This window comes from Saccharospirillum salsuginis (genome assembly GCF_014651855.1).
GTDB lineage: Bacteria > Pseudomonadota > Gammaproteobacteria > Pseudomonadales > Natronospirillaceae > Saccharospirillum > Saccharospirillum salsuginis.
Window position 1 is genome coordinate 1 of the sequence record NZ_BMXR01000016.1, and the last position, 22,776, is coordinate 22,776.

General features: G+C 60.8%; 15 protein-coding genes and 1 tRNA gene. 11 read left to right on the forward strand and 5 right to left on the reverse strand.

Annotated elements, in window-relative coordinates; genetic code table 11:
• Window positions 1-146: 146 nt before the first annotated feature.
• On the reverse strand, window positions 147-1,712 hold the full coding sequence (sbcB, locus tag IE111_RS22260) for an exodeoxyribonuclease I (RefSeq protein WP_189613055.1): 1,566 nt from the start codon (window positions 1,710-1,712) through the stop codon (window positions 147-149).
• Between the two features lie 131 nt (window positions 1,713-1,843).
• On the opposite strand from sbcB, the gene IE111_RS22265 reads away from it, so the two are divergent.
• The 3 genes from IE111_RS22265 (at window position 1,844) to IE111_RS22275 (ending at window position 7,340) form a co-directional block, all read left to right on the forward strand.
• Window positions 1,844-4,549 carry a DUF349 domain-containing protein gene (locus IE111_RS22265; RefSeq protein WP_189613058.1) on the forward strand — a complete coding sequence of 902 codons (2,706 nt, stop codon included), beginning with the start codon at window positions 1,844-1,846 and terminating at the stop codon, window positions 4,547-4,549.
• Between the two features lie 118 nt (window positions 4,550-4,667).
• Window positions 4,668-4,744: transfer RNA gene (locus IE111_RS22270), tRNA-Met, on the forward strand.
• Window positions 4,745-5,405: 661 nt separating this feature from the next.
• Window positions 5,406-7,340, forward strand: a complete 1,935-nt coding sequence (locus IE111_RS22275) for a methyl-accepting chemotaxis protein (protein ID WP_189613059.1) — start codon at window positions 5,406-5,408, stop codon at window positions 7,338-7,340.
• On the opposite strand, the gene IE111_RS22280 is transcribed toward IE111_RS22275, so the two are convergent.
• The 4 genes from IE111_RS22280 to IE111_RS22295 all read right to left on the reverse strand — a co-directional run bounded on the left by IE111_RS22280 (window position 7,331) and on the right by IE111_RS22295 (window position 12,431).
• Entirely contained in the window at window positions 7,331-9,178 is a 1,848-nt protein-coding gene (locus tag IE111_RS22280) for a putative bifunctional diguanylate cyclase/phosphodiesterase (protein WP_189613061.1), read from the reverse strand. The genes IE111_RS22275 and IE111_RS22280 overlap by 10 nt on opposite strands.
• Before the next feature lie 279 nt (window positions 9,179-9,457).
• On the reverse strand, window positions 9,458-10,519 hold the full coding sequence (locus IE111_RS22285; RefSeq protein ID WP_189613063.1) for a zinc-binding metallopeptidase family protein: 1,062 nt from the start codon (window positions 10,517-10,519) through the stop codon (window positions 9,458-9,460).
• Entirely contained in the window at window positions 10,519-11,742 is a 1,224-nt protein-coding gene (locus tag IE111_RS22290) for a M20 family metallo-hydrolase (protein ID WP_229805482.1), read from the reverse strand. The genes IE111_RS22285 and IE111_RS22290 overlap by 1 nt, the downstream gene beginning before the upstream one ends.
• Window positions 11,742-12,431: a DUF1028 domain-containing protein gene (locus IE111_RS22295; protein ID WP_189613066.1), complete on the reverse strand. Its 690-nt coding sequence runs from the start codon at window positions 12,429-12,431 to the stop codon at window positions 11,742-11,744. The genes IE111_RS22290 and IE111_RS22295 overlap by 1 nt, the downstream gene beginning before the upstream one ends.
• A 370-nt stretch (window positions 12,432-12,801) precedes the next feature.
• Between IE111_RS22295 and IE111_RS22300 the strand changes: the two genes are divergently transcribed.
• The 8 genes from IE111_RS22300 (at window position 12,802) to IE111_RS22335 (ending at window position 22,686) form a co-directional block, all read left to right on the forward strand.
• Window positions 12,802-14,358 carry an ABC transporter substrate-binding protein gene (locus IE111_RS22300; protein ID WP_229805483.1) on the forward strand — a complete coding sequence of 519 codons (1,557 nt, stop codon included), beginning with the start codon at window positions 12,802-12,804 and terminating at the stop codon, window positions 14,356-14,358.
• Window positions 14,359-14,656: 298 nt separating this feature from the next.
• Complete coding sequence (locus IE111_RS22305; protein WP_229805484.1) at window positions 14,657-15,616, forward strand: ABC transporter permease; 960 nt, start codon at window positions 14,657-14,659, stop codon at window positions 15,614-15,616.
• Window positions 15,613-17,535, forward strand: coding sequence for a dipeptide/oligopeptide/nickel ABC transporter permease/ATP-binding protein (locus IE111_RS22310; protein ID WP_189613069.1), 1,923 nt, complete (start codon window positions 15,613-15,615; stop codon window positions 17,533-17,535). The genes IE111_RS22305 and IE111_RS22310 overlap by 4 nt, the downstream gene beginning before the upstream one ends.
• Complete coding sequence (locus tag IE111_RS22315; protein ID WP_189613070.1) at window positions 17,532-18,503, forward strand: ABC transporter ATP-binding protein; 972 nt, start codon at window positions 17,532-17,534, stop codon at window positions 18,501-18,503. The genes IE111_RS22310 and IE111_RS22315 overlap by 4 nt, the downstream gene beginning before the upstream one ends.
• Window positions 18,504-18,516: 13 nt before the next feature.
• Window positions 18,517-19,251, forward strand: a complete 735-nt coding sequence (locus IE111_RS22320) for a FadR/GntR family transcriptional regulator (RefSeq protein WP_189613072.1) — start codon at window positions 18,517-18,519, stop codon at window positions 19,249-19,251.
• A gap of 374 nt (window positions 19,252-19,625) precedes the next feature.
• Complete coding sequence (locus IE111_RS22325) at window positions 19,626-20,897, forward strand: D-amino acid dehydrogenase (protein WP_189613075.1); 1,272 nt, start codon at window positions 19,626-19,628, stop codon at window positions 20,895-20,897.
• Between the two features lie 394 nt (window positions 20,898-21,291).
• On the forward strand, window positions 21,292-22,275 hold the full coding sequence (locus IE111_RS22330) for a nucleoid-associated protein (RefSeq protein ID WP_189613077.1): 984 nt from the start codon (window positions 21,292-21,294) through the stop codon (window positions 22,273-22,275).
• Window positions 22,276-22,362: 87 nt separating this feature from the next.
• Window positions 22,363-22,686: a hypothetical protein gene (locus IE111_RS22335; RefSeq protein WP_189613079.1), complete on the forward strand. Its 324-nt coding sequence runs from the start codon at window positions 22,363-22,365 to the stop codon at window positions 22,684-22,686.
• Window positions 22,687-22,776 lie beyond the last annotated feature (90 nt).

The following is a 22,776-nucleotide window of genomic DNA, read 5'->3' on the forward strand; positions in this document are numbered from 1 at the left end:
GACTGGTATCTGGGCTTGCATGAAGAATGAAACGCCGTTTGATAGTGCGCTTTTGTTCAGCGATGAGCATTTTAAGGCTTGACGCTAAACGGAGTATCTACGGAAATGACCGTTGGGTGGAATTAGAGAAAAAAAGCGACGGATTCCTAGTCGAACAGGTCCAGTTGGGATTGTCCGGGCTGTCTGGTCGAATTCGTATCCTTATCCGCTCGGTTTTCCTGAACGTTAGGAGCAGCGTCTTCTTCGGTGTTATCGGAAGGTTTCGTTGCCTCTTTTAACCACTCGGCTTCTTGTTGGCGCAGCCACGCCAAGACATCGGTTAATACCTGGGAATCCGGCGTCTCCTCCAATGCCGCTTCGGTCCGTTCGATAGCCTCCGCCAGAGTCAGGCTGGACCCCCAGTCCGGGTCGCTCAGGCGCCGCTGGATGTCTTCCCGCCACTGGACGGTTTCCCGGGCATCCAATGAATCGGGAAAGTGCCGACCGCGCGCGTTGAACACCAGGGCTTGCTGTCGTTCGTCCTGCAGGTCCTCGGCCAGGCCGGGCCAGCGCTCGGGGTGGGCGGTCTCGGCACGGATCCGGTTGAGCACGCCCCGATCGTGGTCATTGATGAAGCCAGCATAAAGCGCGTGTTCGGGGTCGGCGAACGGCTCGCGTTCCCCGCTTCGAAACACGTCCCGCGCCAGTGTGACCAGGTCGTGCCAGCGGTCGACGATGTGTCGATGCCGCTCGATGGCGTCGCGATCCAGGTTGAACCGCTCGGCCACGGCATCGTCCAGCATCTTATAGGGCGCCACCATCGGGCTGCGGTTGATGTGTATGGTTCGCAGAGGCGGACGGGGAATGCCATCGGGAAGTTCGTCCGCGGGGCTGTACAGCCAGGCTCGCAGATCGTCGGCGTTGTGGTCCAGCAACCAGGTCGGGTCCTCGATCAGATCGAGCACGATGATCTCGTTGCTGCGATCCGGGTGCTCCATCAATGGTAATTCCACCGTCAGGCAGCCGCGCTCGGCCGGAATCATGCCACTGACATGCACAATGGGTTGGCGCTGTTCCGGCGACAAGTGGCGGCGGACTTCGTGTTTGTTGCGCAGGCTCAACGCGTAGTCGAACAGCTTGGGTTGATGCCGGCGGATCAGCCGGGCCATCTCGATCGTCGCCAGGACATCGCTGACGGCGTCGTGGGCATTGGCGTGTTCGATGCCGTTGGCCTCGGACAGGTGTTCCAGTTTGAACGAGGGCGCACCGCTGTCGTGTGTCGGCCATTCAATTCCCTCGGGGCGCAGGGCGTACGTCAGGCGCACCACGTCCAGCAGATCCCAGCGGCTGTTGCCGTTGCGCCATTCCCGGCTGTATGGGTCGAGCAGGTTGCGATAGAAGAGGTAGCGGCTGAATTCGTCGTCGAAGCGCAGGGTGTTGTAGCCGGTGGTGCAGGTGCCGGGTTCGGACATTAACGCATGGATGCGCGCGGCGAAGTCCCATTCCGACAGTCCCTGCCGGTCGCAGCCCTGGGGCGTGAGGCCGGTGATCAGGCAGGCGCCCGGGTCGATGACGGTGTCGACCAGCGGCCGGCATTTCAGGTCGACGGGGTCGCCGATCGGGTTGAGGTCGGCATCGGTCCGGACGGCGGCGAACTGGGCGATGCCGTCGCGTCGCGGGTTGATGCCCCACGTTTCATAGTCGTACCACAGGAAGCTGGCTGGTCGTGTCATGAAGGGGAGTTCCGGGGCCTTGCATTAAGGTTTACACTGGGCTGATAACCCACCACCTTAACATTGATTGGTGTTTCCGGCACGAGGGGCCGTTCCCGCGTTGCCCGGTACGTTCAGACGAGGGATGTGACATGGTCTTGACCAAACTGTTTGGCAGCAAAAAGAACAAGAAAACGCAATCTCAGCCGAGCCCGACAAAACCTGCTTCACCACCGGTCGATCCCGGTCCGAAAACACTCGAGGACCTGATCGCGCTTAGCCGCAGCGACGACCGCAAGGAGCATCTGACTGCCCTGACCGAACTGGCCCGCCGACTGACGGCCGGGGAGAGCTCGTTGAACGACTTGGTGGCGCAAGGACTGAACAAGACCGATCGTATCGCCCTGGAACTGCATCTGGACGAATCCGCCCGTCCTGAAGACATTGGCGAGGAAGACTGGGTCAAGGTCGCGATCAAGGGGTTTTCCGCCTCGGTGCGCAAAACCGCGGCCGAACAGGTCACCTCCGAACCGTCGCTTGAAGTGCTGATCAAGTCGAGCAAGGGCCGCGACAAGGCGGTCTATCGCATCGCCAAGGACAAACTGGATGTCATTCGCCAGTCCCAGCGCGAAGCCCAGGAACAGGAAGAAAAAGCCAAGACCGTGGTCGACGCCATGGAGCGTCACGCCAGTGCCTCGCTCGACCCACTCTATGCCAACAAGTTGAAGTCCCTCGTCGACCAATGGCAGGGCTGGCAGGATCTGGCCAGCCCTGCGTTGCGTCAACGTTTCGAGCAGGCCCGCCAGACCGCCGAAGCGCGGGTTCAGGAACTGGAGCAGGCCGCCCAGGCCGAAGTGGAACACCATCAGGCACTCGCCATGGCGGATCAGAACCGTCAGTCCATCGCCGAGCGGGTGCTGAACGAATTACGCGAACGCATCGATGCCCTGTCGCTGAGCGAGGATGACGTACGCGAAGCCCAACTGTTTTTGACCGAACAGCAGCATGCCTGGCGCGAGAGCGAGCAGTTGAGTCGCCCCAGCAAGGACGAGGAACGGGCCTTTCATCGTCTCTGTACCGCCTTCGAGGCCGTGCTGGCCAAGCAGGCCAGCATCGAGAAACGCTTTGGTGGCTGGGAGGCATTGCTGCAGCGTCTGGAACACTCACCGGACGAGATGGATGCGGAAGCACACGCCCTCGATGAATGGCTGCACGATCTCGATTGGCCCGACGATACACCGCCCCCGGAACTCAAGGCCCGGGTCGAACAGGTTCTGGCGGCTCACCACGATCAACTGGAAGAGCATCGCAAGAAGGAAGTGCAGGCCGTCCGTCAGGCCCGGGGCTTGATGCGCCGCTGCATGGCCGCCGTCAATGAAGGTCACCTGAAGCGTGCATCGGGTCTGTTGCACGGCGTGCAGGATGCCCTGGAAGGCCTGACCGAGCGGCGTCATCCGGGCCTGTTCCGTCAGTTCGAGGAAACCCGGGAAGCCGTCGAGAAGCTGCGCGACTGGCAGAGCTTCGCGGTCCAACCCAAGAAGGAAGCGCTGATCGAGCGCATGCGCCATATGGTGGATCAATCGATAGAGCCTCAGGCCCGGGCTCGCGCCATCCGCGCCATGCAGGACGAATGGCGCATGCTCAGCCGGGGGTTGCAGAACCAGCATCAGGACTTGTGGGAGCAGTTCCATGAACTGGCGCAAAAAGCCTACGAACCCTGCCGGGAATATTTCAACGAACAGAGCAAGTTGCGCGGCCTGAACTTGGAAAAACGCCGCGAACTGGTGCAACAGTTGGAGCAGTACGAAGAAATTACCGACTGGGAAAACCCGGACATCAAGGAACTCGACCGGGTGATGAACATGGCGCGCCAGGATTGGCGGCGCTTCTCGCCGGTCGACCGGGCCGCCAACAAAGACGTGCAGAAGGCGTTCGATGAAGTCTATCAGCGCATCCGCGGCCGGCTGCAGCAGGAACAGTCCGAATTCCGCGACGCCAAGCTGGCGATCATCGAACGGGCCCGGGCTCTGCTCGATGAAGAGGATGTCCGCCACGCCACCGAGACCGCCAAGCAACTGCAGAAGGAATGGCAACAGGCCGGCCATCTGGCCCGGCGTGATGAACAGGCGCTTTGGAAAGACTTTCGGGCCATTTGCGATGAATTGTTTGAGCGGCGCGGTCAGCAAATCGAGGCCTTCAAGGCCGATCTGGAAGAGCATCGCATCGAGGCCGAACGCCTGATCGGCCAGATCGACGCCCTGGCCAAACTGGACGATGTCCTGGCCGAGCAGGAGCAGTACCAGTCGCTGCGCGAAGCCTTCAAGCACCTGGGGACATTACCCAAGGCGCACCACAAGGAATTGATGGACCGCTACACCAAAGCCTGCAAGGCGTTCGAGGCCGCCAGCCGGGTGCAACGCAATCGCCAGAAGGACCAGCACTGGCTGGACCTGATCGACTGGGTGCACCGGGCCCGGTTCGACGAGAGCGTCGACCTCGATGTGCTGCGAGGCGATTTCGAGCGGATGGAGGTGCCGGCTCCGGCGCGCGACCTGTCCGACCGGCTGAACAGCTGGCGTTTGCCGCCCCAGCCGGAGGATGCCGAGGAATTGCGCCGCCGCACGATCGAGCTCGAAGCCCTGTCCGACCTGGAAACACCGGAAGCGGACCGTGCCTTGCGTATGGAATTGCAGGTTAAACGGCTGCAGGAAGGCCTGGGCCGCTCGACCAGCCCGACCGACTTTGAACAGGCCGTCGTCGATTGGCTGGCCACAGGCAGCGTGGCCCAGGCCGACTACGAGCCGCTGGCCGTGCGCATGAAGGCGGCCCGCGAGGCGTGGATGAGTAGAAAAAATTGAAAAAAATCAAAAAGTTAGTTGACAGTTGGCCGGACTGTCCTTAATATTCGCATCCGTTGAAGGGGCAATGACCAAACGGTCAAAAGCCAGCCGACAAAGGCACTTCAAAACAGTTTATTGCGGGGTGGAGCAGTCTGGTAGCTCGTCGGGCTCATAACCCGAAGGTCGTAGGTTCAAATCCTGCCCCCGCTACCAATACGAACCCGGAATCAGAGATGATTCCGGGTTTTTTATTTCGGGGTGGAGCAGTCTGGTAGCTCGTCGGGCTCAACTCTCCCCTCAAAATCGTCGAAGGTCGTAGGTTCAAATCCTGCCCCCGCTACCAATACGAACCCGAAGTCAGAAATGGCTTCGGGTTTTTTCGTATGGACTGGGGGAGCCCGGAATGGAGCAGTCTGGTAGCTCGTCGGGCTCAACTCTCCCCTCAAAATCGTCGAAGGTCGTAGGTTCAAATCCTGCCCCCGCTACCAAATCGAACCCGGAATCAGAGATGATTCCGGGTTTTTTATTGCGGGGCGGAGCAGTCTGGTAGCTCGTCGGGCACAACTCTCTCCCTCAAAATCGTCGAAGGTCGTAGGTTCAAATCTTGCCCCCGCTACCAATCGGAACCCGAAGTCAGAGATGGCTTCGGGTTTTTTATTGTGACCTGTTTCTCAAATCATTGAACCGTTTTTTCTTCCTTGACGTATGTCTAAGTCTCAAGCGGATCGGAACGATCGTCCGCATCCATTCAGCGACTCAGTTCGCTACAAAGAGACGAGGTAGTCAGATGAAGTTGCCAGGTTCGGTGGCCTTTCGGTTGGTCTCAGTCATTGGTATATCGATTGTTCTCTCCCTGGGTATTTCAAGCCTGTTCATGACCGCAAGCGTTCGCCAGGCCGCTGAACAGCAGGGGCGTGCGAACCTCACTCAATTGGTCGAAGCCACCACCCAATCGGTGAAAGCCTATAACACGGAGCTGGAGGCGGAAGCCGCCAAGCTGTCCGCTGTGTTTGGAAAGTTGTTTCCCGGAACTTTCGAGGTGGATACCGGCGAAACCCAGGTCGTGGCCGGTCAGCAAGTGCCGGCTTTGTTGAACGCCGGACGACCGATCGCCGGGGATTACACCGAAGTGGATCAGTTCGCCGATGCCACCGGCGGCAATGCCACGATTTTTGTCCGGCGCGGCGACGACTTTGTCCGCGTGGTCACCTCGGTCAAGACCGAAAGCGGGTCCCGCGCCGTCGGCACCGTGCTCGACCGGAGCTCGCCCGCCTATCAACGTAATCTCGATGGCGAAGCGTTCAACGGCAAGGTCACCCTGTTCGGTCGGAAATTTGTCACCAACTATTCCCCCATCTTCGATGCCTCGAACCGGGTGATCGGCATTCGCTACATCGGCATCGAGTATTCGGACAGTCTGTCCGCCATCATCAATGGGTTGCGCGAGCAAACCGTGGGCTCGCGGGGGCATATTTTTATCCTCAATACCCAGCAAGGGAATACGCGCGGGCAGCTGGTGGCGCACCCGACCGATCAGGGGCGTTCCTTCGCTTCTCTTGGCGGCGGGTCGGATGCCGCGTTGCGACAGATGTTGAACGAATCCGAAGGCGATCTTGAAGTGATGCTGAACGGGCCGGACGGTCTGGCGCCCTGGGTCGTCCATTTCGGCGCCATTCCCGAACTGGATTGGGTGGTTGCGGCGGCTCAGCCCAAGTCGGAAATGCTGGCCACGGCTTCAAGCGTGTCCAGTCGCATGATGTTGGCGATTCTGGTAACGGTGGTCGTGGTCGGTGCCGTGCTGATCCTGTCGGCTCGTCGTATGGTCGCGCGTCCGCTGGACGACGCCGTGGCCGCTCTCGAAACCATTGCCCGCGGCGATTACAGTCAGGACGTCCAGGTGACTCACGGTGGTGAAATGGGTCGATTGCAGCGCGCCCTCGGCACCATGCAGACTCAGGTCAAAACCACCATCACGGAGATTTCCAAAGCCTCGTTCGAACTGGCGAGTGCGGCCAGGCAGTTGACCGTCGCCGGCGATCGCATGGCGACCGATTCGCGTCGTCAGAGTGAAGCAGCGACCTCGATGGCGTCGACCATCGAAGAGTTGACCACCAACATCGACCATTTGGCCGGCAACGCGTCCGAAGCCCGGGAAATATCCGAAGCCACGGACGACAGTTCCCGGCGCGGCGCCGAAGTCATTGAAGCGGCCGACCATCAGATGCAGCACATCGCGGACTCGGTCCGTCAGGCTTCCGATCGCATGACCGCTCTGGATGAGGTCTCCGAAGAAGTAGCGACGATCATCGAAGTGATCGAAAACATCGCCGAACAAACCAATTTGCTGGCGCTGAACGCCGCTATCGAAGCGGCCCGTGCCGGCGAGCAGGGCCGGGGCTTCGCTGTCGTGGCCGAGGAAGTCCGCAACCTGGCCAGCCGGACGACGGACTCGGCGCACACCATCACCTCCATGATCGGCAAGATGCGGGACGGAACCCGCGATGCCGTCGGCATGATGCGCCAGAACCTGGACGACGTCGACAGCGTCGCCAAGCTCGGCCATGAGGCCGGCGATGCGATCAAGGACATTCAGGATTCCGCCCAACGCGTGGTGACGGTGTTCAGTGAAATTTCGGAACGGCTGAACGAACAGAGCCAGGCGAGCAATGAAGTGGCGCAAAACGTTGAACGCATCGCCACCATGGCTGAAACCAACGACAAATCCACACAGGAAGTGGCTCAGGCCACCGTCGAACTGGAGACGATGGCCGAGCAGTTGAAATCCATCGTCAGCCGGTTTCAGGTGTGATCGGGCACGTGTAGAAAGCCGGGAAGCAGTCGGTCGAAGGGCACTGGCCGGCTGTAGCGATAACCCTGCAGAAAGTCACAGTCCTGATGCATCAGCCAGGCCTCCTGGGCCTGGGTTTCCACACCTTCGGCCACGACGGACAAGCCGAGCCCCTTGGCCAGCCCGAGAATGGACAGGGTGATGGCGCAGTCGTCCGCATCGGAAGGCAGGTCTCGAATAAAGGAGCGGTCGATCTTGAGTTTCGAGACGGGCAGATGCTTCAAGCGGGCCAGCGACGAGTACCCGGTACCGAAGTCGTCGATCGAGAGCTGAGCCCCGAGTTCGACCAGCCGTTGCAGGATATCCTGAAGGGTTTCCGAGTCGGCCTTGATGGCGTCCTCGGTGACTTCGAATTCGAATTGCCGGCCGGACAGTCCATACTTGGAGAGGATGGCGTTCAGTCGCTCCGGCAGGTCCACCTCCAACAGTTGTTCCGAGGCCAGATTCACGGCCACAACCGGCATCCGGATGCCCTGTTCGCGGGCACGGGCACAATCCCGACCGATGCGGTGCATCACCGCTTCCCCCAGCTCCACCATCAAACCGCCGGCCCGGGCCAGGTCCAGGAAGCGGCCCGGCGCCAACCAGCCGTGGGCGTCGTGGTGCCAACGAACCAGGGCTTCCACCATGACCAGACGTTGATCGGAGGCATCGACGATGGGTTGGTAGAACACATCCAGTTCGTGGTTGAGAATCGCCGAGCGCAGTTGCGATTCCATCAGAAAGCGTGATCGCGCATCGGCGGACAGGTCGGTGTGGAATATCTGGGTCTGGCCCCGTCCGGATTCCTTGGCGTGGTACATGGCCGCTTCGCTGTGTTTCAGCAAGCTGGCGGCATCCTTCCCGTCGAGCGGAAAGCGACTGATGCCCAGGGAGGACCCGACCTGCAAAGCGTGTCCGGCGATGCGGATCGGTTGAGCGATGGTGCGACGAATGGTTTCGGCCAGCGAATGCAATTCTTCGGTGTTCATTCGGTTGCGTATCAACAGAGCGAATTCGTCTCCGCCGCAACGGGCGATCTTGTCCTTGCCGGGTATGAACAGATTGCGCAACCGATCCGCGACTTCCGTGATCACCTGATTGCCCACCATCTGGCCCATACCGTCGTTGATGGATTTCAGTCGATCGAGGTCCACCCAGATCAGGGCGAAGGGTGGCAGGTTTTCGGATGTGGCGGGGTGAGTCAGGTGTTGCAGACGCTCGCGCAGGGAGCGCAGGTTCGGAAGCCCCGTCAGGTCGTCGAAATGGGTGATGTAGTCGAGTTCCTGCTGCGACAGGCGCCAGGCTTCGTGGGTGTTGATCAGGCTGATGGTGTCGGCGATGGCGGTGGCGAAAGACATTTCCGGAAGCGTCCATTGCCGGGGTTTCAAGGTCTCCAGACAGAGGATGCCGCTCAGGCGTCCTTCATCGAAAATGGGGGCGTCGAGCAGGGAGTGGATGCCCAGCGGTCTCAGGTAGTTGTCGTTGAAATCGCGAGTGCGCTGGTCGTTGCGCGCATCGCTGGCGTCGATGACCCGGGCGCGCAGCAGGGCTCTGAAGTAGGCCGGATTGAGTGCCTGGTCCAGCCGGGTACCGTCGTTGTGGGTGCCATCGTTGAGTTGAAAGAGGATTTCACTGTCGATGGCGGTGTCGGACCCGTTCATGCGCCAGACGCCGACGCGGTCGATGTTCAGGCGAGTACCCACGAGGTGGACCAGGGCAGCCAGTTTGTCCTGTCGGTTGTCGCTGATGAAGTCAGGGTCGTGACTGAGTTTCATCAGGGCGTCATGGTATTCGATGAACTGTTGATTCTGATCCATGGGTCTTGGTGGGTCGCTTGGGTGCCTGGAACCCGCAGTCGGGACTTGGGTTGCTCTTCCAGGAACCGCTGTGAACCCTTCCATGGGCGCTTAACTTCGCCATCCATGGCTCAGATGTTCCTTCCAGAGCAACCCAAGCCCCGACTACTAGCCAACTTTAAAATCGCCGCATTCAACCTGGGAATTCAGTAATTCGCCGTTTGGCGTACTTAATCCTACGACCGTAAAGCGGTTACAGGTTCAAGCATGGCAGCGGTTTTTACGGCTGTCCATACTCTGTTAGTCGTTATGTTCGGGACTGAGGGTATAGGCCAGGAGCAGTCGGGTTATGCCGAGCAGGCTGTCGATGTGGGTGCGTTCGTAGCCGTGGGTGCTGTCGGTGCCGAAGCCGATGAGTGCGGTGCGGACGTCGTAGCCGGCGTTGAGGGTGGAGGAGCAGTCGCTGTGGTAGTGGCGGAAGACGTCGCGGACGTGGGGGATGTGGTGGCGTTCGGCGAGGTGTTCGAGCTGGCCGAGCAGGTCGCGGTTATGGGGGCCGAGGCTGTCTTTGTAGCCGAGGCTGACGGTATTTTCGCGACTGTTCTGGTTGTCGGCGACGGGGGCGATGTCGACGCTGATGAGTTCATCGAGTCCGCGGGGCAGGGCGGTTCCGGCGCCGAGCCCGACTTCTTCGGCGTTGGTGTAGGCGAGCACGAAGGGGATGTCCGGGGTCAGGCGGTGTTCGTGCATGAGGCTGAGCATCTCGAGGGTGCAGGCGATGCCGGCTTTGTTGTCGAGGAAGCGGCTGCACAGGTAGCCCGAGTCGGTGAACTCCGGTTGCGGGTCGACGCAGACGATGTCGCCGGGCTGGAAGCCGGCGGCTTCGGTGTCGGCACGGCTGGTGGTGGGAATGTCCGGGCGCAGGGTCAGTTGCGACCAGCCGACCGGTTGTTCGTCGACGGCATCGTTGTAGGCATGACCTGAGGACAGTTGGGTCAGGATGGTGCCGCGAATCGGGCCCTTGCGGGTTTTAATGGTAACGCGGGCGCCTTCGGCAAAGCGGGCGGACCAGGTACCGAGCGGGGTCAGTTCCAGCCGGCCATTGGGCCAGATGGATTGCACCATGGCGCCCAGGGTATCGAGGTGGGCGGCGATGGCGCGTTTCGGGTTCGGACCGCTGGCGGCGAGGACATTGCCGCGTGCGGTGGTGGTGACCTGGAGCGGGAAGTCTTGCAGTCGTTCGCGCATGGCGGCTTCCATGGCGGCGGTGTCGCCGGTCGGGCTGTCGATGCGCAGCAGTTCGTCCAGTGTGGCTTTCAGTCGGGCCGGGTCGGGTTGGGGCCGGTCGGTGTGGTGACGCATCAGTCGCGGGCCTCCCAGTGTTGCAGGCAGTGACGCAGGACGCGGGCGGCGCTGTCGGCGTCCGCCGCCGTGATGGCTTCGTCCGGATGATGGCTCAAACCGTCCTTGCAGCGCACGAACAGCATGCCGACCTCGGTCAGGGCGTTCATGGCCAGTCCGTCGTGACCGGCGCCGCTGAATAGTCGGTGCGGTTCGAAGCCTTCTGCTTCAATCGAACGTGCGAGACGGGTCTGGATGGCGTCGGAGCAGCGCACCTCCGTTTGTTCGTAGCGCCGTTCGTGCCGCCATTGGCAAGGGCTTTGGTTCAGAGCGCCTTCGATTTCCCGGAACAATTGTTCGCGGGCTTCGCGGCGAATCACCGACGATGGCGACCGCAGCTCCACAGTCAGGTCGACTTGGCTGGGGATGACATTGACGGCATTCGGTGTCACGTTCAATTCACCGACCACGCCGACCAGGTCGTCGGTGTCCCGGCACAGCCGATCGACGATTCGGACCACCTCGGTGGCTGCGACCAGCGCATCCCGGCGCAAATGCATCGGCGTTGTGCCGGCATGCCCGGCCTTGCCGGTGATCGTCACACTGTGGCGTTCAATGCCGGTAATCGCGGTCACGATGCCGACCGGCAAATCCAGGGATTCCAGTGCAGGACCCTGTTCGATGTGCACTTCCAGAAAACCGGCGATCCGATCCGGGTCGCGGGCCAGTTGCGGGATGGTCGACGGGTCGGCGCCGAGATCCCGGAGTGCATCGCCAAGCGTGTTCCCGTCCCGGTCCAGGGCGTCCAGCATAGTGGACTCGAACGTACCGGCCAGCGCCGAACTGCCCACCAGCGTCGATGAAAACCGGGCGCCTTCCTCATCGCTGAAAGCCACCAGTTCGATGTTGACGGGCAGGGTGGTTCCGGACTTGTGCAGATCCTCGAGTACTACCAGAGGCAGCAAGACACCCAGCATGCCATCGTACTTGCCGCCCTGACGGACCGTGTCCTGATGCGAGCCGATGATCAGCGTCTTCGCCCCGGCCACCGGCACCGTGCGCCCGACCAGGTTTCCTGCCCCGTCCAATTCCACCGACAGACCGGCCTGTTTCATCCAGCCCGACAAATCCGCCAGCAACGCCTTGTGTTCCGGCGTCCCCAGCAACCGGGTCACCCCCGGACCCGGCTCCGAATGCACAGCGGCCCGTTCGGATAACGCCATGATCCGCTCGCCCATCGACATCACTTCACCTCCTCATCGCTGACCGGCCCCGTGCGCGTCGGCTCGTCAAAGGTCGGCACCCCGGCCAGGAACGCCTGAAAGGCATGGCTCTGGGTCTTCTCGTACAACACCCACAACTGATCGATGCAGTTCGACTCCGCCCAATCCACACGCAGATCCACCGGCGGTCGATCCCGGTACTGCACCTTCAACGCCGCACTGTGCGTGCCGCGATAATCGCCACCGTACGCCTCCCCCGCACTCATCGCCGCCAGCAAACGCTCATGCAGCGGCGCCTGCGGCCGCGCCTCGAACGCCTCCTTCATCACCTCAACAATCTGCTCCGAGCGCAGCATATTGCCCGCCACCGCAAAGTGATCGCCGCAAAAATGCCGCTTCTCCGACAAATTCGACGACCCCGTATGCGCCGCCGTTCCGCCCTGTTGATCCAGCACAATCAACTGCCGCTCATTGCGACCCTGATCCAGCTGAATCAACCGATCCTTCACCGCCTCCGCCGACATCCCACTGCTCAACAGTGCCAGGCCTTGCTCCCCATACATCCAATTCGTAAACGCTCCCTGAGTCGCAATCGCGCCAGTCTGAAAGCGCACATGCGGCACAAAACCGCCCACAGCCACACTGCCCGTGGCCGTCGCAACGCCCAGCGCGCCGGTGTGTCTGTCCTTGGCGATAATGGAATAGGTCATGCCGCTCCGTCCGTTCAGAAGTTGATTGGCAATTTATCACTATAAAATTCCTTGCGTCCACTAATTTATAGTGATAAATGTATTTTCAGAATCGGAACAGTCCTTGGACCTGGGTCTTTGTGTGTCCGATGAGCGAGTGCAGGGTGCCGGGGGTACTCTGGAAGGGGTATCTGAGCCATGGATGGCGAAGTTAAGCGTACATGGACGTATTCACAGCGGCCCCTGGAAGAGTGCCCCCGGTACCCTGCACGGACCATCAACCACCTTGGAACCCGGGCACCCAGACAAGACAGGGAATTGCCGAGCCATTCCCTCTTGAACGCAATCACAACAACAAACCCGCGAAGCGAAGCAAAGAGAGGCCCCAACCGTGAAACAGACCATCCGAACCCTGCTCATGGGGCTGGCCGTCCTGGCCGGCAGCACCCTCTGGGCTGAAACGCCCCCCAACGTATTGGTCGTCGGCCAAATCGCCGAACCCCAATCCCTGGACCCCCACGCGGTCACAGCGGTCAACGACTTCCGCATCCTCGTCAACATCTACGACGGGCTGGTGCGCTACCAGGACGGCACCCTCAACGTCGAACCGTCCCTGGCCGAAAGCTGGACCATCAGCGACGATGGCACCCAGTACACCTTCGACCTGCGCGAAGGCGTCGAATTCCACGACGGCACACCGTTCAACGCCGAAGCCGTCGTCTTCAACTTCGAACGCATGCTCAACGAAGACCACCCCTACCACGACACCGGCCCCTTCCCGCTGGCGTTCTACTTCGGGCAGGTCGCCGAAGTCGAAGCGCTCGGCGAATACCGCGTCCGGTTCACCCTGTCCGAACCCTTCGCCCCGTTCCTGTCCAACCTCGCGTACCCGACCGGGCTGATCATCTCGCCGTCCGCCGTGCGTGAACATGGCGAAGACGTCGGCCGGAATCCGTCCGGCACCGGTGCCTACCAATTCGAGGAATGGGAAGCCAATTCACGCGTCGTGGTCAGCCGCAATGACGACTACTGGGACGGCGCACCGGACCTGGAAGCCGTCGTCTTCCGCCCGATCACCGACGCCAACACCCGGGTCGCCGAAATGCTCTCCGGCGGCATCGACATGATGGTGGAAGTACCGCCGGACAACGTCGCCACCTTCGCCAGTGACGACAGTTTCAACATCTACGAACAAGCCGGACCGCACCTCTGGTTCCTGATTCTCAACCTGAAAGAAGAACCCATGAACGACAAGCGCGTTCGTCAGGCGGTTAACTACGCGATCAACAAGAAAGCGCTGGTCGAAGATGTCCTGCAGGGCACCGCCACCGTCGCCACCGGTCCTACGCCTCCCGCCTTTGGCTGGGCGTACAACGAAGACCTGGAGCCGTACCCCTACGACCCGGACAAGGCGCGTGAATTGATTCAGGCCGCTGGTGCGGATGGCGCCGAAGTCACCTTCTACGTCACCGAGGGCGGCTCCGGTATGCTTGACCCGATCTCCATGGGCACGGCGATCCAAGCCGACCTGGCCGCCGTCGGTCTGGATGTGAATATCGAGACTTACGAATGGAACACCTTCCTCGGCCGGGTCAATCCAGGCCTGGAAGGCAAAGCCGACATGGCGGAAATGGCCTGGATGACCAACGACCCGGACACACTGCCTTTCCTGGCGTTGCGCACCGAAGCCTGGCCGGAAAACGGCGGTTTCAACTCCGGCTACTACAGCAACGAGCGCGTGGACGAACTGCTCAACAAGGCCCGCACCAGTACCGACCAGGCTGAACGCGCCCGCCTGTACAAGGAAATGCAGGAAATCGTCTACGAGGACGCGCCCTGGGCGTTTATCGCCAATTGGCAGCAAAACGCCGTTGCCACGTCCAATGTGCAAAACTTTAAGCTGCAGCCTTCGTTCCTGTTGCTGCTTCACGATGTGAGTAAGCAGTAGCTGGCGGTGGAAACGGAAATTTAGGCTACCAGGCAAGCGGCGGATGCCTGGGATACGATGACTTAACCACCCACGTAAAGTGGCGGATGCCGGGTGGTCTCAGTCGGGGATGTGGGCAGCATGGATGCTGCCGTCAAGCCCCCATGGATGGGTTCATGGCGACCCCGAATGAGACCACCCGGCAGCCACCACGAATTCCTGGCAACCGATGCAGTGGTTACTGGGGTCCCGTATCCCAGGCATCCGCCGCGAACCATTGGCACCTATGGAAACCCCAATTCAATCATCAGGGTGAATTATGGAACGCCAAATCTGGCCCTACATCGGGCGACGTCTGGTGATGACAATACCGGTTCTGTTCGGACTGACCGTGATTGTCTTTTTCATCATGGCGCTCATTCCCGGCGACCCCGCTACCGCGATTCTGGGCAGCTATGCCACGCCCGAAAACGTGGCTCAGCTCAATGCCCAACTCGGGCTCGATAAACCACTGGTGCAGCAATATCTGACCTGGCTGGGCAATGTGGTCCAGGGCGATTTCGGCCGATCCTATAACCAGAATCGGGAAGTCATCGAAATCGTCGGGGAGCGGTTTGGCGCTACCTTGATTCTTGCCGGTACCGCCTTGGTGCTGTGCTCTATTTTCGGTTTGTTGGTTGGCATCATATCCGCCGTGTATCAATACGGTTGGGCGGATAAAATTCTGACCCTGATCGTTCTTATCGGTATTTCCACACCAGCATTCTGGCTCGGTCTTTTGATGATCATGCTGTTCGCCGTTCAGCTGCGATGGCTGCCGGCCAGTGGCATGTTCGCAGTCTATGGCGGGGGCGATCTGCCGGATTTGATTCTTCATTTAATCCTGCCGGCCTCGACGTTGGCGTTTATCGCCACGGGAGTGATCGCCCGTCTCACCCGGGCCAGCATGCTGGAAGTGTTGCGGCAGGATTATATTCGTACCGCTCGGGCCAAGGGGCTGAACGAACGTCGGGTAATTTATCGTCATGCGTTCAAGGCGGCTCTGGTCAGCATTGTTCCAGTCATCGGCATTCAGGCCGGTTTTGTGTTGGGCGGGGCGGTGTATATCGAAACGGTTTTTCAGTGGCCCGGCATCGGCAGTATGTTGGTGAATGCCATTTCCACCCGTGATCTGTTGCTGGTGCAGGGTGGGGTGCTGGTTGTGGCCGCGGCTTATGTATTTTTCAACCTGGTGGCGGATGTCGTCCAGGTCATGCTTGATCCGAGGGTGTCCACATGACGACGGCAACCGCTAATGCAACCCAACTGAAAAAGCGGAGCGGCCGGGCGGGACCACTGGCACTACTGCTTCGCAATCATCTGGCCGGGTTCGGGCTGGTGGTGCTTGGCCTGGTGGTATTGACTGTGTTGGTGACGCCCTGGCTGCCGTTGCCCGATCCGAATGCGACCGCGCTGTCCGACCGCCTGTTGCCAGTGTTCAGTGACGGTCATTTTCTCGGCACCGATCAATTAGGGCGTGATTTGTTGTCCCGTATCCTTTGGGGGACTCGGGTATCGCTCGCTGTTGGTATTACCGCCACCTTGGTGGCCGCGACCTTCGGATCCGTCATAGGCTTGCTGGCGGGTTATTTTGCCGGCCGGGTCGATGGTGTCCTGATGCGCGGCATCGATATGTTGATGGCCTTCCCCTACATCTTGTTGGCGCTTGCGATCGTCGCTGTTCTGGGGCCCGGATTGTTGAACGCCTTGTACGCCATTGCCATTGTTAACATACCGTTCTTTGCGCGGAATGTCCGTGGTGTGGTTGTGACACTGCGCAACCGGGAGTTCGTCGATGCGGCCCGCCTGTCGGGGAAAGGCAATACGCTGATCCTGCTGACGGAAGTTTTGCCGAATGTATTGCCGGTCATTGTCATCACCATGTCCACCACCGTCGGCTGGATGATTCTGGAAACGGCGGGTCTGTCCTTTCTCGGTCTGGGCGCTCAACCGCCACAGGCGGATCTGGGCTCCATTCTCGGCGAGGGCCGGCGTCTGATCATCAACGCGCCGCACGTGGCGACCATCCCCGGTCTGGTGATTTTTGTTCTGGTGATGAGCATCAACCTGCTCGGTGACGGTGTCCGCGATGCGCTCGACCCGCGCCTGAAAGCCGGGGCTCTATTGCGGCCCGCCGCGCGCACTCAGGTCGCCAATGAAGCCAAGACCGCCGCCCGGGGTGAGCAACGGGGCCTTCTGGAAGTGAAGGATTTGCACACCGAGTTCCGCATCGGCCAGGACATTCACCGCGCGGTGAACGGACCGACGTTTCATATCGAGCCGGGGGAGTGCCTCGGGATCATCGGTGAATCGGGGTCCGGCAAGTCGGTCACGGCCATGTCGCTGCTGGGACTGGTGGCGTCTCCGCCGGGTGTGATCGCCAGTGGTCAGGTCAATTACCGCAACGAGAACATTCTGGGGGTGAGCGACGATCGTTTGCGGCACCTGAGAGGCGGGGAACTGGCTTACATCTTCCAGGATCCGCTGTCGACTCTGCATCCACTGTTCACCGTCGGTGACCAATTGGTCGAGGCGATGCGGGCGCACCACCCGTACAGCTACCGGGAAGCCTGGGACAAGGCTGTGACGCTGCTTGAAAATGTACGCATTCCGAACGCCCGCGAACGCGCCAAGGTGTACCCGCACCAGCTCTCCGGCGGCATGCGTCAGCGCGTCAGCATTGCCATGGCGCTTGCCAATGAACCCCAGCTGCTGATCGCCGACGAGCCGACCACGGCCCTGGACGTGACCGTTCAAGCCCAGATTCTGAAGCTGCTGAACCAGCTGCGGCGCGAACAGGACGCCAGTTTGATGTTCATCACTCACGACTTCGGCGTGGTGGCGGACATTTGCGACCGCGTCGCGGTCATGTACGCCGGCGAACTGGTCGAGGTCGGCCCGGTGGCCGAGGTCCTGGCGAATCCGGCCCACCCCTACACCCAGCGGTTGATCGCTTGTGTGCCGGATGTGAACCGGAAGCAAGGGAATCTGACCGAGATTCCCGGCCTGCCACCGAAGGTCAGCGACCTGCCGGTGGGGTGCAAGTTCGCCGACCGCTGTGATCGGGCCGTCGAACGCTGTCGTCAGGCCCCCATCGACCTGGAACCCCTGACCGACCAACGCCAGGCGCGCTGTATCTTTGCCCGGGAGGTGCTATGAACAAGGTGGAAGTGACCGGACTGGTCAAACGATTCGGCGGCGGGCGGACCCTGTTCCGTCGGCCCATCCCGGCCGTCCACGCGGTGCGGGATCTGGGGTTTCGGGTCCGTCCCGGCGAAATCCTCGGTATCGTCGGCGAATCCGGATGCGGAAAATCGACCCTGGCCAAAATGCTGGTCGGGCTGGAATACCCGACCGACGGCGAGATCCGTTTCGACGGGGAGCCATTGGCCGCCGCGGGCCACAAGCCCAACCTCAAGGTGCTGTCGCGTCGCGTTCAATACATCTTCCAGGACCCGAACAGCTCATTGAACCCGCGCAAGACGATCCGCGAGATCCTCTCCGCGCCGCTCAAGCACCTGCGTGGCATGAACGCCGAGGAACGGGAGCGTCGACTGGCCGAACTGATGGAGCACGTCAACCTCAGACCGGAATTTCTGGATCGCTATCCGCATGAGTTTTCCGGCGGGCAGGCGCAACGCATCGGCATCGCCCGGGCGCTGGCCGCCGAGCCGGATATCCTGATCCTCGACGAACCGGTGTCCGCCCTCGATGTGTCGGTACAGGCGCAGGTACTGAACCTGCTCAAGCGACTGCGGGAGGAATTCCAGCTGACCTACCTGTTCATCAGCCACGACCTCGGCGTTGTGCGCAACTTTTGCGACCGGGTCGCTGTCATGTACTTCGGCCGCATCGTCGAAGAGGCCGGCGTCGACGATCTCTTCTCCCGGCCCATCCACCCCTACACCCGCCGACTGCTCGACAGCGTGCCGGGTGTCGAGACCCGGGTGCTGCCGCCGGAAAGCGACGCCGTCGAACTGCCCGACCCTTACCATCCGCCACAGGGGTGCGCCTTCGCGCCGCGATGCCCCAATGCCCGGGACGACTGCCGGACCAGCGACCCCGAACTCGCCGACCATCGGCCAGAGCACCGGGCGGCGTGTTATCATCCGCTGGAGCATCCATGAACAGGCAACACCCATGACCAAACGCTCCGACCAGGTCGCCGACGCGTTGAAACAACTGATCGCCGAGCATCGTCTGAAACCCGGCGACCGGCTCCCGCAGGAAAAGGAGTTGATGACCCAGTTCAGCGCGAGCAAAGGCACCGCTCGCGAAGCCCTCAAGGCCCTGGAAACCCAGGGGCTGATCATCACCCGCACCGGCCCCGGCGGAGGTGCCTTTGTCGCCGACGTCCCCCCGGACCGCGCCATGTCCCTGCTGGCCAACTACTTCTACTTCAAAGACATCACCATCCACGACATCTACCAACTGCGCGTCCACCTCGAACCCGAAATGGCCGCCAGCGTCGTCGGACGCCTGAGCGAGGGCGATTTTCAACGTCTGCAAACCACCATGACCATCTACGACGCCCCGCCCACCGACCAACAGGAAGAACACGCCCAGCGCATCGCCGAACTCAGCTTCCACGAAGTGCTCGTCGATCTGTGCCCCAACCCCATCCTCAGCTTCACCTGCCACTTCCTGCTCGGCCTGCTGAAAAACCTCCGCCTGTGCCACAACATCTACGACCTGCCTAATCCCGAACTCTGGGAAACCGGACGTCACTACCAAATGCAGCTCATCTCCGCCCTCAAACGCGAATCCGAAGCGGATGTTCGTCGCATCATGCGCGAGCACATGATCCGGGCCGAGGCGTTGATGCAGGAGCAGGAGACAATTGTTTTGGATGAGTTTTTGCCGTCTCGGCGGTAGGGGATCTGGGTGGGATGGCTTGAAATGGTGGGCAATGCCCACCCTACGATTGAACCGTGGTTCAGGTAAACGTTTGTGCCAATGTTCATTGTCGGATTACGGCCTTCGGCCTAATTCGACCTACGATTCTGTTGTTAAGTGTTGGCTGTTGGCTAGCGGCTGATGCCGGGGGTTCTCATCTGGGGATGTCCGAGGCATGGATGCCGAGGTCAAGCCCCCATGGATGGGTTAACGGCGACCCCAGATGAGAACCCCCGGCATCAGCTGCGGATTATCACCACCCAACTCAAACCAACCGCCCGCTTTGCCACGGGCTGTCCACTGTTCTAAGGTATCAACACCACCCGAGCCTGCAATCAACACGGAGTACCTGAATGGAGGTTGTCATCATCGGCGCCGGCGTCGTCGGCATCACCACCGCCTGGGCGCTGAACCAGCGCGGTTACCAAGTTACCGTCATCGAAAAACAAAGCCAGGCCGCGCTTGAAACCAGCCGAGCCAATGCCGGTCAACGCTCCTACGGCCACGTCTCTCCCTGGGCCTCCCCGAAGCTGATCCGCAAAACCCTGCCATCGCTGGTCAAACGGCAGGGTCCGTTGAAGATCCAACCGCTGCCCACGCCGATCACCATCCACTTCCTGTTATCGATGTGGCGGGCCGCCTACACCCCCGGCCTGTTCCAGCGCAACCACGAAGCCATGCTCCAGCTCGCTCAGTTTAGCCGCAGCCAGTTTCTCGCCCTGGAAAAAACCGTCAAACTCGACTTCGACGGCCACCACGGCGGCATGCTCAAACTGGCCAGCACCGAATCCGAAAAGCGGGAACTGCTCGACATCGCCCAGACCCTGCAAAAACTCGACATACCCTGTCGCTGGTTCGACGCCGCCGCCGCCCGAGACCAGGAACCCGGCCTGCGCGAAGACACCCCCCTGGTGGGCGGCCTGCACGTGCCCGGCGACGGCTCCGGCGACTGTCACCTGTTCACCCAGGCCCTCGCCCGAGAATGCGAAGCCGCCGGCGTCCGTTTTCGCTACGACACCACCGTCACCCACTTCAAAACCTCGGAAGATCATCTTGAGCGCATACAGGTGAGCGGCGAATCCGGCCCCGAATGGATCGATGGCGACCTCTTCGTCGTCTGCGCCGGCTGCGCCAGCCGGGAATTGGGCCTGTCCCTGGGCGTCAAATGGCCCATATACCCGGTCAAGGGCTACTCCCTGACAGCCCGAATCGAAAACCCCGACCACGCCCCCATCTCCACCCTGGTCGACGACCGCTACTCCATCGCCATCACCCGTCTCGGCAATCGGCTGCGGGCCACCGGCTTCGCCGAACTGACCGAATTCAACCGCAAAATACCCGACCGACGGCTCGCCGCGATCCGGGAAGGCCTGGAAAGCCGCTTCCAGGGCGCCGTCGACTGGAGCAAAGCCGAATCCTGGACCGGTTTCCGACCAATGACGCCTGACGGCCCGGCCCTGCTGGGCAAGACCTTTCAGGACAACGTCTACGTCAACAGCGGCCATGGCACCTGGGGCTGGACCCTATCCGCCGGCAGCGCCGAAGTCATCGCCCGCCAGATCGCCGGCGACCCCATTCCCCTCAACCTTCAGGCGTTCGATCCACTGAGATTCAGCCGGAAGTAGGGCAGAAGTGGTCCGACACATCGGGCGGAGCGTTATCTGCCATTGTTAGCATATAAAGCCTGTGAATGGTTCATGGGCTCGGTATGCTCCCCACGGCAGATAACGGCTTCGCCTCTTCTGCCCTACCATTGAGGCCGCAATAGGCGCGCTAGTAAGCCCGAGGTTGCGGGTAGGCCTCAGCAGGGGAGTTCGCAGCATGGATGCTGCGGTCTAGCCTACATGGAAGTATTCACGGCGACCCTGCAGAGGCCTACCCGCCACCTCGGGCGGACCAAAGGCACTACCCCATACCAGCCACGGAACCAAAACAGACCATTGGCACGACTCCTCCCCAAACCGGTATACTCCGCCGCCGTATGAACGCAGCCAGACAGAAGGCCATGACTCCATGCCGATGACCAACCTGATCGTCCACCAGCTCACCCGAACCGACACCAAGACCGACCTACACCTCCAGGACGCCGAGCTCTCCCTGGACGACCACGCCATAACCCTGCTGGCCGAAGTGAAATCCAGCTTCGCCGCCCGTGCCAGCAAACGCTACGGTGGTTTCTCCGAAGAAGCCGGGCATTTCAAGGCGTTGACCGGTCAGTGGCAGCAGAACAGCATTCCGTTCAAGAGCTTCACCCATCAAATCATGGAACGACTGGCCGTGACCCTGGAGCAGGGCGGCCTGGAAAGTACCGGTCATTGGCTGTTCGCCGAAGAAGAGATCGAAGCCGGGCGCCAGTTCTGGTTCTTCCAGCTCAGACACAAAGACGGTCTCGCGCTGACGCACGACCTGCAACTGAGTGAAAGTCGCATTCTGGACTACAGCCGACTGGGCTTCGGTTTGTGTCTGGATTTGACGGCACTGGCCGATCCGAACGAAAAACAGTATCTGACCGTCAGTTTCGGGTTCGGCGACAAGGCCTTGCAGGACGGACTGGTCGATTTCGTGGACTTCGTGGCCACCGTCGATACCAGTGCCGATACCGAAGCCTTCATGGCCGTGGTCGATGCGTTCAGCACCCAGTTGCCGCCCGAAAAAGGCCAGAACTACCGGAAAAAAGCCGTCGAGTTCTGCATGGAACAGGATAAGCTGGGCGAACCCGTGTCCGTGCGAACACTGTCCGAGGAATTGCAAACCGAAGCCGATGCCTCCATATCCCAATACATCGAGGAGGCCAAACCGGACGTCAAGGAGGCCTTCATACCGGACCGCAAGAGTTTGAAGAAGTACATTCGTTATTCCGGCCGCAGTAAGGACGTATCCATCAGCTTCAGCAACGACACCCTGGGGCGGGACATCCAGTTCGACGAACAGAACGAGCGCCTGATCATCAACGAGATACCGTCCAGCCTGTTGAAGCAGCTGAAAAGCGGATCTGACGGCTGATTGATCCTGATCAAGCCATTTTTAGGGCCCCCGGTATATCTTTGCTAAACTGTAGGATTGTTTGAAATCTCACCCTCGGGGGTTAAGGTGAAACGACCACCGACCAAAAAGGAAATCCGTCAGGACCTGGAACGACAGGTCGAGAATTTCCTGCGCGAGGGCGGGCGAATCAATCCGGTCGAACAGGGTACAAGTGGGCTGGAAGGCAACCGTCCCTGGTCGCATCCGTTCCAGGCCGGTCCCGACGGCGAGCCCAAGCAAGAGCGCACGCCAGTGCCCGAGGTTGTCGCCGCCATCGAAGCCCGCAAACACAAAAAGCACCCTCCTGTACGCTCCAAACGCCGTGGACCACGCAAACAGTGGATATACGACGATTTCGGCGAGCCCGTGCGCTGGGTGTGGAAAGACTGAACCTTCGTCGTTGCCTGTCCAGGCCCGTATTCCGGTGCTAAGCTGAAAGTCTGAATATTCGCCGTCTGTTGACTCATCACGCCGTGATAC